Raw genomic sequence first — 13,701 nt, forward strand, 5'->3', positions numbered from 1 at the left:
CATCAGAACGGCGTTACTGGGGTTTAACTGCATTCGCTGGCGGAGAGCGTCTTGGACATACAGACCGCAGATGACGGGCAGAGATCCGTGAACTGGCTCGTCTCCTGGATCGCGGTGGGGATACCTTTGCGGTCGATTTCCTCGAATCCCAGTCGCCGGAAGAAGACGGCAGCCGTAGTCGTGAGGAGAAATACCTGTCTAACGCCCGCCTTCCGGCCGCGGTCGAGGAGGCGTTCACAGAGCGCGCGACCGTACCCTTGGCCTTGGACAGCCGAGTCGATCACGACGGAACGAAGGAGTGCGGCGCAATCGTGCCGTTCGAAACCGCCGACCCCTACGCACTCGTCGCCGGCGTAACACAGGTACAGGGCTTCGCGATGGTCGCCGATGTCGGCGGTGGGAAGGCCGTTTTGTTCGAGATGCGCTTCGATGTACGGTAAATCCGCTGGTCGAGCCGGTCGAAGGTTGACGTCCGGGGACGCAGTCATGTCGAATCTACCTCCTCCGTGGCCGTACGTGAGTCACCGCTGATTCCATCGAGCGGGTCACGAGCGGCCGTAGTGAGGATTGCGTCGGTCAGCACCTCGACTGCGATCGGAAGCGTCGCTTCGTCGATGTCGAACGTCGCCGTGTGATGGCCGGTCGGATGATCGGTACCGACGATAGCGTACGTTGCCAGTCCGCCGTGCTCCTGGACGGCGCGCATCAAGTAGGTTCCATCCTCACTAGCACCGAACGATGTATCGTCGATGACACGGTCGACAGCCGGGTGGGATCGTGCAGCCTCGCCGACGAAAGCGGCCAGCACGGGATCGCTATCGGCGCGCGGCGCCTGCCCCTCGACGGTCACGTCGGCGTCACAGCGATGCATGTCCGCGGCAGCGCGGACGGTCTTCTCGAACTCCGTTTTCATATACTCCATCAGGGCGGTCGTCTCGCCGCGAACTTCGGCTTCCGCCTCGATATACTCTGCTGTCACGTTCGACGCCGTGCCACCCTCGACTCGGCCGAGGTTGACCCGAGTCGTCCCGTCGGCGTGTCGAGGAATCGCGTAGACGTTCTGAATCGCAGTGCCGAGGGCCTGCATTGCGTTTCGGCCCTCGTTCGGTGCGAGGCCGGCGTGGCTCGACTCCCCCCGGAACGTGACGCCGAGGTTGCTAACCGCGAGCGGTTCGATCATTCCAGCGACCACCTCGCCGGTTGGATGATCGAGACCGATATGGACGGCGAACAGATAGTCAACGTCGGCGATGTGCTCGCTTTTCGCCATCGGTCGGCCGCCGCCTGCCTTCTCCTCCGCTGGCTGGAAGAAGACCTTGAACGTTCCGGAGAAATCACTCTCCGCCACGGCTTCGAGCACGCCGAGGCCGATGGTCATGTGCGCGTCGTGCCCGCAGGCGTGCATCACGCCATCGCGTCGGGAGTGAAATCCCTCGGCTGCGGGGCGATGGACCTCGTCGGTCGATTCATCGCGAAGGAGACCATCGATGTCGACGCGTAGGGCGAGTGTTGGTTCGTCGCCACGGTCGAGGACTGCGATTGCACCGGTGCAATCGCCGAGGGCGTCAAGGAGATCATCCCGGGAACCGTCCTCGCGGGCCCGGTCACGCCACGTCGCAATATCACCGGGAGAGGGGACGGCCAGCCGCTCGGTCGGATTCATCGCTGCTCGGCCGAGGTAGAGTCGGTCGACGCCGATGGCTTCGATCTCCTCGACGAGTCGGCAGGTCGTATAAAACTCGCGCCACGCCGGTTCGGGGTAGCGGTGGAACTCCCGTCGGAGTTCGGATAAACGGTCGCGGATGGGGGTGTCGGTCGTCATGGAATCACCGTTGGTCGCCTTCGTCGCTGGATGTGTCCGGATTCGTCCCACCGTCCGTAACCACGCCCGAGGGTGGTTCGCGTGCAGAGCGAACGGATTCGGGCCGAGAGAGGCGGATGAGCTCGCGTGCGAAGTCGATATCGTCGACTTCGGTGACGAGGCTCACGGGAATAAAGACGGCCGTGGTTGCGAGGAGACCCCAGAGTCCAGCGTGGAGTTGGAGTGGCGATGCGACGAAGAAGGTGAACAGCACCGTCACGCTCGCGCCGGCGAACAGCCCCGCTAACGCTCCCTCGCGCGTGGCGCGCGGCAAGTATAACGCGCCAAGATAGTCTTCCGAATCCCGTACGGATTCTGTTTCGCTCATGGGTTGGTCTGTGGGAGGTAATGGTCACTGTTGGTCGTGCTGCTACGATGTGATATCTGATACCACGATATTAAATGCCCATTCTGTCTCAGATTATATTTCCATACTAGGAGAATTAACCGATGAAACAGACCATAGCAATCACTATCTATCGAAAACTGAAATTGGTATTCACTGACTGTGTTGCAGTGGAAACCAGCGTTTATTCTCTGCAACTCGATCCGAGGAAGTACGCCTTCGGCTCTGGTGATAGGAATGGACGTTTCACTCGATTAACCACGAGCGGTACGACCTGTCGATAGGAGTCACGAACCTCGCAGCCATAGTAGTAATTGCCGTGCAACGATGGCAGACGAAGTATTTGATTCGCACTCGGAGAACCGTAAAGTGATATATCATCGATTCGCTCGGCGAACAACCGGCTCATCGATTTTCGTTGTCGCTGTCGATGTGTTCGACCTGGATCGGTCGTCACTCCAACTGATGTTGCTAGCAACGTTGCGTTCGACGTGTGCTGACGAGAGGGTGAGATGGTGACTCGGTCGATCAACCACGAGGCCAAACAGATTCTGCGTCAGCCGTACGTCCGTAATGATGACGTCGGTGCTATTCCACACCGTAACCCCCTCTGCGTTCTCCCACGCATCGATATTCTGGAATGTGATATCGGAGCCGTTAGCGACGTGAACACCTCGATTCCAGCCCGTCGTTTTGACTGACCGAACTGTTACGTCGGTCACGCCTCGGGGCTGTGAGACGTAAATCGCAGTGGAATCTGTCGCGCCATTCCCGCGAAGCGTATGGCCCCGTCCCTGAAGCGTGACGTGGCTTTCATTGACCTTAATGCAACTATCCGCCAGTTTCCTGCCCTGAATATCCTGCGTCAATTTATACGTCCCCTCGTGTGAGATGACGGTACAGTGCGACACCGGGCGGGGATCCGCCTGTGTAAGGCCACCGGTGGACGGATGGTGAATGAGAAGACTGGTTGCTGCAAGGAGCAATCCAAGCCCCAGGAAGACAACCATCCATCGTTTGAAGGATTGACGGGGACGGGTAGGATCCATCGGTGACGAATGCGAAGGAACAGGAGAAAAATTGTATGGCCACTGAGTGACTTCCGCTTTCCCTTGGTTCTGAGTGAAAGTAGTCTTTGGACCCGAGAAAACCCTTGTTTTCGGTAATCGGGTGCCGACGTGCCTCGTTCTGGAGGTTATCGGTTGCGAAACTGTTCAGTTTCGACTATTCCTCTGGAGATCGAGATATGTACATATATCTGGGATGTTCTTTGCGAGCAGATTAGCGGCACCGTCGTAGGGTGACCGCGATACCGTCTCCTTGGGATACGATTTTCCAGCAGACCGGAACACGGCCTCCGTGAACGCGGTTCGAACGTTTTTGTTTTCGAAGAGACCGTGGAGATACGTCCCGAGAACACGATTCACCGCGGCACTTCCCTCACCGATTGGTCTTTCAATTGGTTGCGTCGGCGTTGTCTGACCCATGTGGATCTCATACCCGTGAACTACGCCACGTGCACCGGACAACACCTCGCCTGGGTCAAGCGTCCGAGTGACTCGCTCGACGCGTTTCTCGGCCAAGAAACGGGTTTCAACGGGGAGCAACCCGATACCGGCCACGACATCGTGGTCGGCAGTGCTTTCGATCGACGCGTTCGTGATCCGTTCACCGAGCATCTGGAAACCGCCACAAAGTCCGACGATGGGGCCGGAAAAGTCGGTCAGTCGCGTGTCGAATCCGGCGTTCCGCAGGGCGAGCAAATCATCGACCGTGTTCTTAGACCCGGGAAGCACGACCGCGTCGACCCAATCGAGGTCGGACTTGAGTGGGAGGTACGCAACGCGGACACCGGGTTCGTTCGCTAGCGGTTCGAGATCGGTAAAATTCGATATCCGGGGTAATCGTGGAACACCGATCGTTATGGATCGACGATCGGGGACGGTATCGTCGTCGCCGAGAATGGCCGTGTCTCCCATCTGTGGTAACGAGACGCTGTCCTCCGCTGGAAGACCGGGATCGTCGTACGGAAGGACGCCGAGAATAGGGACGCCCGTTCGGTCTTCGATCGCTTCGATACCGGACGCTAAGAGCGTCTCGTCCCCGCGAAATTTCGTGATGATCGCCCCTCGAATACGGTCACGGACGTCGTCCGGCACGAGTTCCAACGTGCCGTACAGGCTGGCAAAGGCACCTCCACGTTCGATGTTCACGAGCAGGAGAATCGACGCGTCCGCAAACCGTGCCATTTCCAGGTTCGCAAGATCTCTGTGGCGAAGGTTGATTTCGGCGATGCTACCCGCTCCTTCCGCAACGATGACGTCGTAGTGATTCGCCAGTCGCTCGTAGGATTCAATCGCCGCACGTCTCGCCCGCTCCCACTGCGACTCGTAGTACGATCCGGCAGCGACGTTTTCGACGGCCCTACCGTGAAGGACGAGCTGGCTCTCGCCGTCTCCACGTGGTTTCAGAAGAACCGGGTTCATATCCGTCGTCGCCGGAATCCGAGCAGCCCGTGCCTGGACGTACTGCGAGATGCCGATTTCGCCCCACTCTCCGTTGGGATCGACGGCCACCCGAGCATTGTTACTCATGTTTTGGGCTTTGAACGGTGCGACCGACACGCCGCGTCGGGCGAGGAGCCGACACAGTCCCGCAGCGACGGTGCTCTTCCCAACGTGGCTTTCCGTCCCGGCGACGAGCACCGTTTTCGTCATCAGTACTCGGTTCCTTTGCGAGCACGTTGCCCGTCATCGATGGGATGTTTCTCCTTTTGGACGTTAGTGATGAGGTTCGCGTGGTCGAGGAGATACTCCGGTCTTCGGTGCCCGCCCGTGAGAACCAATTCCAAGCTATCGGGCTTCGAATCGACGAGTTCGACAACCGATTCCGGATCGATCAGCTCCCGGTTCACCGCGTAGAGTATTTCGTCCAGAATCAACATATGGACGCCCGCTTCGGGTGAGCCGTCGAGCGGAAGCGATTCATGGAGGTTCGCTTCCCCTGCAGCGCGGACGAGTTCTTCGGCCCGGGCAAACCCGGCTTTCGCCTTGGCGACGTGTTCGTCGTCGTCCGACCCGTCGAGGAACCCATGCCATCCGTAGTTCCCCGTATTCTCGTATGTGAATCCGGGGAAGTAGTCGATGGCATTGTATTCGCCACGGACATCCTCGACACTCGACGCCCCACCCTTCATGAACTGGAGCATGTGGACGCGATAGCCGTGCCCCGCCGCGCGAAAGCCCATTCCCAGTGCGGCAGTGGTCTTTCCCTTGCCGTCGCCCCACCAGAGTTGGACGAGCCCGAACTCGTCGGGAGCGTCGGGCTCGATGGGCCGGACCGTCGGTGTCCGCCCTTTTCCGGGCGTCCGTTGTAGTTGCTCGTCGCGGTTCGTCTCGGTGGTATTGGTATCGTTCTCGGTCATGGTTACAGTGTGTCGATGAAGGCGTCGAATGCACCGCTCTCGGCGTGGACGTGACAGTACGTGCCGACCGTCTCGAACTCGGTCAGTCCGTCGTGCTCCCCGTCGATTCCGGTTCCACGTATCACGTCGAAGGCGAACGTTGCGTCGGACGCGACGTCCGCGCTCGAATAGTGAAATTCGTGCCCCCGAAGCGTCTCCCCATCACCGGCAGTCAGCGTATTCGAGCGAGCGCGCAGTTCGACGTGGTCGAGTGCTTGATACCGCTCGTACATTCGAACGTCGGCAGGAAGCACGCCCGCCATCGGGTACGTCTGGCCGGCTGCGGTGGTGAGCGATTCGGCCAACGCCATCAATCCGCCGCACTCGCCGAGAATCGGCGCTCCGCCGGTCGCTCGTTCGGCAAGGGTCGAAAGCGATGGACTGTCGGCGAGCCGTTCCGCGTGGAGTTCCGGATAGCCGCCGGGAAGGTAGACGCCGTCGCAGTCGGGAAGATCATCGCCGGCCGTCGGCGCGAACGTCACGACCTCCGTCTGAGCGCGAAGTCGTTCCGCGACGGCAGGGTACACGAATCGGAATGCATCGTCCCAGGCGACCGCGATGCGACGATTACGAGTCGGGGTCAGGTCGCGGGTCGGCGGGCGCGGTGGCTCGCGAGCGATATCCGTCAGTCGGCTCACGTGAATAGAATCCGTGACCTCGTCGAGTGCATCCGCGTCCACCGGTTGCTCGTCGCCCATATGTAATCCGAGGTGGCGGTCGGGTATTTCGAGACCCGCTATCGGCGGAATCCGCCCGAAATACTCCAACTCGTCGGGGAGCGCGTCGCGGATACCTCGCTCGTGCCGCCCACCGTGGGCGCGTTGTGCGAGTATGCCCATAACATTGATGTCCCGTCCCGCACGTCCGGCGTATTTCTGAAATCCGAGCGCCGTCGCGGCGACGCTCTCCATCCCTGCACTCGCGTCGACGACGAGAATCACTGGAAGGTCGAGGACGTCGGCAACTTGCGCGGTACTCGATTGATCTCCGTCGTACAGTCCCATCATGCCTTCGACAACGCACACGTCACCGTCCCCGGAATGATAGTTTCGCCGAACTCCGTCCTCCCCTTCGAGCCAAACGTCGAGCGTGCGCGACGGACGGCCCGCGACGGTGGCGTGGTGACTCGGGTCGATGAAGTCCGGCCCCGCCTTCGCGGGCTGAACAGTCCGTCCCGTCTCTTGCAGTGCCTCGATCACAGCAAGCGTCGCGACGGTCTTACCGACGCCCGAAGCCGTTCCAGCGATGACAAACCCCTTCATCTTCGAACTACCATGAGTTTCGCTTTCTTATCCGAAGGGGCGACTCGTACTTCCCTTTCGTCGAGGTGGGACGGTGCCACCCTTCGTTCAAACCGATACGACAGTTCATCGTATACAACTCTATTTGCATTAGGTAAATATTTATTGTATACCTCTGTACAGCGCTCGTATGCGAACGAGCACGATACTTATCAGCCTCTTGTTCTTGGCAACTGTCACCGTTCCACCGTCGGCGACGGCGACGGCGCCGCAAAAAGCGAGCTGTTCGTTTCCGGTATCAAAGGTAGACGCGACCGGAACGACGGTATCGCTCGACAAGGAACCGGAGCGCGTCGTAACGCTCTCACCGAGCGCAGCACAGATAATGTGGGAAATCGGTGCCAAGAAGAAAGTCGTCGGCATGACGCAGTACGCGAGTTACCTGAAGGGAGCGGACGAGAAGGCCAACGTGTCCGGTTCCGGCCAGGCGTTCGTTAACATCGAGAAAGTCGTGTCGCTCAAACCGGATCTCGTCCTCGCACCGAATTCCGTCCCGAAACAGACCGTCGAGAAACTTCGTGACGCCGGACTGACGGTGTACTACTATCGAAGTGCGACCTCTATCGAGGACGTCTACCGGGACACCACTGTCACTGGTCGCCTCGTTGGTGCATGTGATGGCGCGCAGGAAACCGTTTTGTGGATGAAAGATCGCATTCGTACCGTTCGACAGGCCGTCAAGGGAGAAGAGCGTCCGGACGTGTTGTACCTTTTCTACGGGTACACCGCCGGCAAGGGAACGTTCATCGACGAAATCATTCGAACCGCGGGCGGAAACAACGTCGCTGCCGAGGCTGGAATCTCCGGGTACAAACAGATCAGCAAGGAAGTGGTCGTCAAACAGAACCCCGAGTGGATCGTCCTGAACGACAACGACCCCGCCGTTCCGGATGGTGCGGGATACGAAAATCTCACCGCCGTTCGGAATAACAAGACCGTCGTGATTCCCATCGAGCACCTGAATCAGCCCGCACCGCGAGTGGTCTACGCTGTGACGAACCTCACGAAGCAATTCCATCCGAACGCGTATGCGGCAGCGAATGCATCTACAACTAAGACGACAAACGAAACGACGACAACCTCCGTCAGAAGCGAGGAAACGACGACGGGATCGCAGGGCCAACCGGGATTCGGCGTGACAAGCGCCGTCGTGGCGATGTTCGGTACGCTGCTGTTGGTCGGCCGGTGGCGCTGGATCGACTGACTGCAACCGGTAACTCTCAGAGTTCGAACGTCTCGGCCTGTGCGTCGGTCGTAACACCATATTTTGCATCTTCGACGGAGGACGGAAGTGCTCGCGTCTCGTAGCGCGAGCGAAGGCTCGCTCGGACGGCGTCACGAACGCAGACCCGCGCCGCCGCACCGATAGGTGTACCGCTCCCAGCGAAGGTCGCTTCGTCCGCGTTCGGATCACACGCTGCAATAACCGCGTCAGTAGTGGTTCCGGGGAATCCCGTCTCAGCGAGAAGTGTCGTAGCCTTCGCCTCGACGGCGACCGACAGTAGAGTGGCGAGGCTCCCGTCGTCGAGCGAACGCGTGGTTCCGACGATAACGTTCACAGTTCCCGGCTCTGCTTCCTCTTCAGTCGCGTCGCCGAGCGAAGCGGTTGCGTCGGTGTTCATGGGAAGCGCCGCTGGATTCGAGATGCCGGCGGTAACGACCGCCTCGACCGAACCGCACCGTGCGCCGCGAGCGTGTTGGAGATCGACGCCCGTGAGGAGTGCCGGGCCGGTTCGGTCGAATCCGGCGCTCGCTCGCCGTTCGTCGATGTAGGCGTCCAAATCAGTCCGCTGGAACCCCTCGGGAACCGAGATGTTGTAGGCGGCGTCCGCGTCGAGCAGCCCGCCGTTCCAGCCGCTGCTGAGCCAGGTCGTCCCGGGACGGACGAGTTGGAGGACGTCGTCGCGGATAGCCACATCAAACATCGCTAAGAATGTCCAACATTCGGTCGTTCTCATCGGGCAACCGCACTGCTACCCGAACGTGCGAGTCGAGGCCACGGAACGTCGTCGCATCGCGGATGGCGACATCGCGCTCACGAGCCGTCCGAACGATTGCGTGGGGGTCACGGTCACCGACGTCCAGCAGGAGGAACGGTGCGTTCGATCGATGGACATCGAACCGACCGACGAGTGCATCTCGCATTCGGGTGCGCTCTTCTCGAACACGCCTTCGGGTCTCGGCGATAAATTCGGCACACCCCATACTGTACGCCCCGACCGTGGCAGCGGGGGTGCCGAGCGTCCATGCTCGGCGGGCGATTTCGAGGCGGTCACCGACCGTCCCCGTCGCCACCGCGAATCCGGCGCGAAGACCGGGCAGTCCGAACAACTTCGTCAAGGAGCGAGCGACGATAACGCCCGGATGCCCTGCCATCGACTCCTGTTCGGTAAAGCCGAGGAATGCCTCATCGACGAGCAGCGGCGTTCCGGCATCCCGACACTGGGAGGCGTAGCGACGCAGTTCGTCGGCGTCGCAGGCGTCACCGGTTGGGTTGTTCGGATTGCAGACGATGACGAGCGCGTGGTCGGCCGGATTCGTCGCAAAAACGCTGTCGTACGGAACGAACTTCGGGGTTGCACCCTGAAGGCGCACCTCACGAACGTACTCGCCAAAACTGGGAAATGGAACGAGTACTGAGTCACCTGCGGAAACTGTAAGTTCGATAGTCAACCGAATCGCCGCGAGTCCGCCGGGCGTCGGAGTCACTTCATCGGGCGCACAGCCAACGTAGTCCGCCGCCGCACGACGGTAGTCTGGGTAATCGTCCGGTGGATACGTTCCGGACTGCTCTAACGCGTCATGATACACCTCCTTCACGCCGGACGGAATCCGCGGGTTGATGTTGGCGCTGAAATCGAGCAGGGTCGGATCGTCGGAGCTTCCGTGCGGAACGCGTCCGACGCTAGTAATGGAATCAGGGTTCATGGGTGTCACCGCCGAGTCGGTTGTATGCTTCGATAACGCCGTCCCGTACCGAATCCATTCCGATGCCCGCTCGCCGCGCAAGTGCGAGCGCGCCGCCCATGCCGACGCCTTCTTTTCCTTCACCTTCGACGTACCGCTGCATCGAGACGTGGTCGCCCTCACAGAATCTTGGATTCGTGATTTCAAGGTCGAGGTCGAGAACGTCGCATGCGCGGTCGAGTGCGACCGTTTCGTCGTCGGCGACGAACGACGTCGTCGCCAGCCCGAGTGGCGCGTCGATTCCGGCGTGTCGAACGAGCGCTGCCGCCGCGAGCATCTGCGTTCCCCCTGCGAGGGTTACGTCCGTCCCAGAGTCGAGGGCACCGGCGGTAAGTCCCGCAACCGCGGCGAGGACGGGGTCGCCTGTGCTTCTCACCGCATGAATCGGTTCACCAGCCGCTCCACCGCTGTCGAGTTCGCTCGAGGCCAACGCCGCTTCGACGACCTGTCGTTTGAGGTTGAGCGGATTTTCCGGAAGCGACGACGAAACGCCGATATCTTCTCCTAGCGCGGTAAGGACGCCCAGTGCAGTCGTCGTCCCGCCTGGAATCGTTTCGCCGACCATGATCGTCTGGTCGGGAAGCGCCGCGCCAAACTGCCGTCCGGCCTCGTACACCTCGTGCGCGACGGGAACCGGCTCCGTCTCACGAATATCCTCGCCTTGCCGTGCGCCGACCGAGACCGTCGGTGCACCTGTGGGTCGCACCAACCCAGCGTCGATAACCGTCGTCTCGAAGTTACATCGTTCTCGGATGGCCCGCGTGATGACGGCAGGTGTCGGGCAGCCACTCGGGCTCACCGGAACGATAGGTGCCCGAATCGGTCGTCCGTACTCGACGATTTCGGCGTCCGCGCTCGGCGTGTGCGCCATCAGATCTGGGGCCGCGCCGGCGGCGCTGATGCCATCGATTTCGGCAGTCCGTGTCGTTCCCGCGACGAGGACGAACCTCATAGGAACGCCTCCGCCACGGTGACGTCGGTCTGTCGGTTCACATTGATGGCGAGTCGCGCATCGTAAGTAACGTAGGTGGTTTCGGCGTCACCGTCATCCACGACGTTGATTCCGGTCGGGGCGAGTTCCCTGCCCTCGTGCTCGAACGTCATGTCGGTACTCGTCCCTAACTGCCGCTTGAGCGCGGCGGGCACGCAGACCGTGAGCGAACCGCGGTCGTGGGCGGCAAGAACTCGATCGAGACAGGCTCCGTCGAGGAACGGGAGGTCGGAAACGACGGTGAGAACGGGCGGTTCGACGCGGTCGAGCGCGTACGAAAGGTCTTCCACGTAGCCGTCCCCCGGTGCGTCGACGATCGGTATCGAAAGGGCGTCGAGATGATGTCGCGTTTCGGGCGTGTGCGGAGAGACGACGGCGTGAACGCCATCGATTCGACTGTCGGCCACGGCGGTGCTGACACGCTCCACCATCGGGACGCCGTCGATTTCGAACATCGGTTTCTCGACGGGGGTGTCGAGCCGCGTTCCTTTGCCGCCGCACATCAGAAGAGCGTCCACACGACCACCCCCACGTGAAGCGCGACCACTCGGGAAAGTTCGTTGGCGGCCCCGAACACATCGCCGCTGATCCCGCCGAGCCACGACCGTGCCCACCAACCGACTATCGCGGTGGTGAGCAAACCGGCACCCATCGTTCCGATTCCGACCGGCACGGGCCACGAGAGAGCCGCTGCCGGAATCGAAACGACGACCGCGACCGCGAACCCTCGACGCGTCTGGTCGACGAGCTGCGAGCCCAGTCCTTCGTGTGCCGCCGTTCCGAAGGCTGCCAGTCCTGCCATTCCGAGTTTCGCGCTGACCTCCGCACCGACCACGATGGCGATGACAGTTTCGAGCGGGAGTGTGACTAAGCCGACCGCGGCGAGACCGAGTCCGGCAATGACGAGGGTGACGGCGAGAAGGGCACCGACGCCGACCTCCGTGTCTTTCATCACGGCGCGGCGGTTCTCCGGGTCGTGCACCACGGCTGCATCGCCGAGGTCGGCGAGCCCGTCGATGTGATTAATTCCGGTGACTCCGTACACGGTTACGAGAAACAGCGCGGCGTCAACGGACGCGGGGAACGGGAGAACTAGCGGAATGGCGAGCAGTGCACCGATAACGTATCCCGCCAGCGGAAACGCCGCCGCCGTACGCCGGAACGCATCCCATGCACCCTGGTCGTGTCCGACCGGAAGTCGACTTAGAAAACCGAGCGCACCGCGAAGCGCCGCTACAACCACGCGAACACCCCCGTCATGATGTACGCGAGGATGCTCGCTCGCCGAACGACGCGCACCCCGGCTTCCACGTTCGCAACAGTTGGAAGCGATGCGTTCGGATTGAGCGTATAGACTCCCGGCTTCTCGAAACGAGTGTCGAGCACCGCGGCGAGGGTCGCCATCGGCCACCCCGAGTTCGGCGACGGTGGCTCGTGTGCCCAAGAACGAGCCATCCAAAGAGCATCACCGGCGGTATCGGCGACTGCTATCAACACGGCGCTGATTCGGGCCGGAATCCACATGACTATATCGTCGAGCCGAGCACTCGCCCAACCGACGGGTTTCGAACGGTAGCCGAGCATGGAGTCCAGCGTGTTGACCGCCTTCACCCACGTCGCGGCGGCGGCAGCCAGCGGAAGAGAGAATGCGGCACAGACGCCGAACGCTATCAGCGGTGCAACGAGGCCGTCGGCCAAATTCTCGGACAGGCTTTCGGCGACCGCGCTCCGAACCTGTCCCGGCGAGAGGGTCGACGCGTCGCGTCCCGCGAGCGCCCGAACCTCCCGCCGGGCGGTCTCGACGTTCGTCTCGGTCAGTTCGGTCACCTCGAACGCAGTTTCGAGGAGCATTCGCATGCTCGTCATTGTAAACAGAACGATGCCTGCGAGAATTGCGGCGAGGATGGGATGTGCTGCAAGGGTGAACTGAACGAGGATACCGACAACGACAGCGACTATCACGGGAAACCCCACCGCGATTAGCACGCCGGTCTCTCGGGGAGTCGACCATTCGCGGTCGGCCGCGGCGACCGCGTTCCCGAACCAGACCACGGGATGCAATCGCGTCGGTGGTTCCGCGAATCGCCAATCCAACAGAACTGCGATGGCGACCGCGAGGACACCATAGAGGGTCATTTCGACCACTCCATTTCCGTCAGAACGTCACTTAGTGGAACATCGTCGAGGAGAATGACACTGGCTCCTGCATTGGTTGCCCCACCGTCCGTTTCTGGGTCGTCGCCGACGTGTATGAGTTCGGAGAGTGGAACGCCGAGGTGGCTAGCGATTTCACGGAACGCGCGTTCGTCCGGTTTCCGCCACCCGCAGTCAACGCTACTGACGACTGCGTCGAAGGTATCGGAGTTAAGCGCAGAACTAGCGAGAGTTTGTTGTACCAACCCCGGAACGCTACAGTTCGAGAGAATTCCAACTGATCCGTAGCTGGCGGCGGTGGCAACGGCAGTTCGAGCCCCCGTTCGTGTGCGAACGGTTGGTTTGAAAGCGTCAAGTAGCGCCGCGCGAACGACCGCACTCGAAATTTTCCTGTCACGGGATTCGAGTCCCGCCGCGACGTGCTCGACGAGCGAGAGCTCCGCACCTGGAGGGGTTTCGATATGGTGTGTCGTATAGACGCACTCCCAATCCGAAGGAACGGAGACGCCTCGTTCGGTGAGTGCTGCTGCAATGGCTCGTGCAGGGTCGTCTGGAGGATCGACTTCGACGAGTGTTCCGAAGAGGTCGAACGAAACTACCACGCACAGTCAATATGAA

15 protein-coding genes are annotated in these 13,701 nt (G+C 61.0%); 1 reads left to right on the forward strand and 14 read right to left on the reverse strand.

Annotated features, from left to right (window positions below; translation table 11 throughout):
• Positions 1–23 precede the first annotated feature (23 nt).
• From arsN2 to LIW51_RS25755, 7 genes are all read right to left on the reverse strand, one after another.
• A complete protein-coding gene (arsN2, locus tag LIW51_RS25725; RefSeq protein WP_227378973.1) occupies positions 24–488 on the reverse strand; it encodes an arsenic resistance N-acetyltransferase ArsN2 in 465 nt (154 codons plus the stop codon).
• Complete coding sequence (locus tag LIW51_RS25730; protein WP_227378974.1) at positions 485–1,822, reverse strand: amidohydrolase; 1,338 nt, start codon at positions 1,820–1,822, stop codon at positions 485–487. Before LIW51_RS25730 ends, arsN2 begins: the two co-directional genes overlap by 4 nt.
• 4 nt (positions 1,823–1,826) lie before the next feature.
• Positions 1,827–2,189, reverse strand: a complete 363-nt coding sequence (locus LIW51_RS25735) for a hypothetical protein (protein ID WP_227378975.1) — start codon at positions 2,187–2,189, stop codon at positions 1,827–1,829.
• 395 nt (positions 2,190–2,584) lie between these two features.
• The gene (locus LIW51_RS25740; protein WP_227378976.1) at positions 2,585–3,256 is read right to left on the reverse strand and encodes a right-handed parallel beta-helix repeat-containing protein; all 672 of its coding nucleotides are present in this window, start codon (positions 3,254–3,256) and stop codon (positions 2,585–2,587) included.
• A gap of 165 nt (positions 3,257–3,421) precedes the next feature.
• A complete protein-coding gene (locus LIW51_RS25745) occupies positions 3,422–4,924 on the reverse strand; it encodes a cobyric acid synthase (RefSeq protein ID WP_227378977.1) in 1,503 nt (500 codons plus the stop codon).
• Complete coding sequence (locus LIW51_RS25750) at positions 4,924–5,631, reverse strand: cob(I)yrinic acid a,c-diamide adenosyltransferase (protein ID WP_227378978.1); 708 nt, start codon at positions 5,629–5,631, stop codon at positions 4,924–4,926. The genes LIW51_RS25745 and LIW51_RS25750 overlap by 1 nt, the downstream gene beginning before the upstream one ends.
• A gap of 2 nt (positions 5,632–5,633) precedes the next feature.
• Positions 5,634–6,932 (reverse strand): cobyrinic acid a,c-diamide synthase, encoded by a 1,299-nt coding sequence (locus LIW51_RS25755; protein ID WP_227378979.1) that lies wholly within the window; start codon positions 6,930–6,932, stop codon positions 5,634–5,636.
• A 169-nt stretch (positions 6,933–7,101) separates the two neighbouring features.
• Here LIW51_RS25755 and LIW51_RS25760 point away from each other — a divergent pair, with 169 nt between their 5' ends.
• The gene (locus LIW51_RS25760) at positions 7,102–8,175 is read left to right on the forward strand and encodes a PGF-CTERM-anchored ABC transporter substrate-binding protein (RefSeq protein WP_227378980.1); all 1,074 of its coding nucleotides are present in this window, start codon (positions 7,102–7,104) and stop codon (positions 8,173–8,175) included.
• A gap of 16 nt (positions 8,176–8,191) precedes the next feature.
• Here LIW51_RS25760 and LIW51_RS25765 read toward each other — a convergent pair whose 3' ends face one another.
• From LIW51_RS25765 to LIW51_RS25795, 7 genes are read right to left on the reverse strand one after another with little or no spacing between them, the layout of a single operon-like run.
• Positions 8,192–8,929, reverse strand: a complete 738-nt coding sequence (locus tag LIW51_RS25765; protein ID WP_303659921.1) for an adenosylcobinamide amidohydrolase — start codon at positions 8,927–8,929, stop codon at positions 8,192–8,194.
• Positions 8,889–9,899 carry an aminotransferase class I/II-fold pyridoxal phosphate-dependent enzyme gene (locus LIW51_RS25770; protein WP_227378981.1) on the reverse strand — a complete coding sequence of 337 codons (1,011 nt, stop codon included), beginning with the start codon at positions 9,897–9,899 and terminating at the stop codon, positions 8,889–8,891. Before LIW51_RS25770 ends, LIW51_RS25765 begins: the two co-directional genes overlap by 41 nt.
• Positions 9,889–10,890 (reverse strand): nicotinate mononucleotide-dependent phosphoribosyltransferase CobT, encoded by a 1,002-nt coding sequence (gene cobT, locus LIW51_RS25775; RefSeq protein WP_227378982.1) that lies wholly within the window; start codon positions 10,888–10,890, stop codon positions 9,889–9,891. The genes LIW51_RS25770 and cobT overlap by 11 nt, the downstream gene beginning before the upstream one ends.
• On the reverse strand, positions 10,887–11,432 hold the full coding sequence (locus LIW51_RS25780; protein ID WP_227379006.1) for an NTP transferase domain-containing protein: 546 nt from the start codon (positions 11,430–11,432) through the stop codon (positions 10,887–10,889). Before LIW51_RS25780 ends, cobT begins: the two co-directional genes overlap by 4 nt.
• Entirely contained in the window at positions 11,432–12,172 is a 741-nt protein-coding gene (gene cobS / locus LIW51_RS25785; RefSeq protein ID WP_227378983.1) for an adenosylcobinamide-GDP ribazoletransferase, read from the reverse strand. The genes LIW51_RS25780 and cobS overlap by 1 nt, the downstream gene beginning before the upstream one ends.
• A complete protein-coding gene (gene cbiB, locus LIW51_RS25790) occupies positions 12,163–13,065 on the reverse strand; it encodes an adenosylcobinamide-phosphate synthase CbiB (RefSeq protein WP_227378984.1) in 903 nt (300 codons plus the stop codon). The genes cobS and cbiB overlap by 10 nt, the downstream gene beginning before the upstream one ends.
• Positions 13,062–13,685: an HAD family hydrolase gene (locus tag LIW51_RS25795; protein ID WP_227378985.1), complete on the reverse strand. Its 624-nt coding sequence runs from the start codon at positions 13,683–13,685 to the stop codon at positions 13,062–13,064. Before LIW51_RS25795 ends, cbiB begins: the two co-directional genes overlap by 4 nt.
• Between the last annotated feature and the right edge of the window lie 16 nt (positions 13,686–13,701).

Origin of the sequence: Haladaptatus halobius, assembly GCF_020618475.1 — an archaeon.
Lineage (GTDB): Archaea > Halobacteriota > Halobacteria > Halobacteriales > Haladaptataceae > Haladaptatus > Haladaptatus halobius.

Coding starts and splice junctions, on each gene's coding strand:
- LIW51_RS25760 (WP_227378980.1), top strand. CDS start 7,102: ATGCGAACGAGCACGATACTTATCAGCCTCTTGTTCTTGGCAACTGTC.
- LIW51_RS25755 (WP_227378979.1), bottom strand. CDS start 6,932: ATGAAGGGGTTTGTCATCGCTGGAACGGCTTCGGGCGTCGGTAAGACC.
- cbiB (WP_227378984.1), bottom strand. CDS start 13,065: ATGACCCTCTATGGTGTCCTCGCGGTCGCCATCGCAGTTCTGTTGGAT.
- LIW51_RS25770 (WP_227378981.1), bottom strand. CDS start 9,899: ATGAACCCTGATTCCATTACTAGCGTCGGACGCGTTCCGCACGGAAGC.
- LIW51_RS25735 (WP_227378975.1), bottom strand. CDS start 2,189: ATGAGCGAAACAGAATCCGTACGGGATTCGGAAGACTATCTTGGCGCG.
- cobT (WP_227378982.1), bottom strand. CDS start 10,890: ATGAGGTTCGTCCTCGTCGCGGGAACGACACGGACTGCCGAAATCGAT.
- LIW51_RS25740 (WP_227378976.1), bottom strand. CDS start 3,256: ATGGATCCTACCCGTCCCCGTCAATCCTTCAAACGATGGATGGTTGTC.
- LIW51_RS25750 (WP_227378978.1), bottom strand. CDS start 5,631: ATGACCGAGAACGATACCAATACCACCGAGACGAACCGCGACGAGCAA.
- LIW51_RS25730 (WP_227378974.1), bottom strand. CDS start 1,822: ATGACGACCGACACCCCCATCCGCGACCGTTTATCCGAACTCCGACGG.
- LIW51_RS25745 (WP_227378977.1), bottom strand. CDS start 4,924: ATGACGAAAACGGTGCTCGTCGCCGGGACGGAAAGCCACGTTGGGAAG.
- LIW51_RS25780 (WP_227379006.1), bottom strand. CDS start 11,432: ATGTGCGGCGGCAAAGGAACGCGGCTCGACACCCCCGTCGAGAAACCG.
- arsN2 (WP_227378973.1), bottom strand. CDS start 488: ATGACTGCGTCCCCGGACGTCAACCTTCGACCGGCTCGACCAGCGGAT.
- LIW51_RS25765 (WP_303659921.1), bottom strand. CDS start 8,929: ATGAGAACGACCGAATGTTGGACATTCTTAGCGATGTTTGATGTGGCT.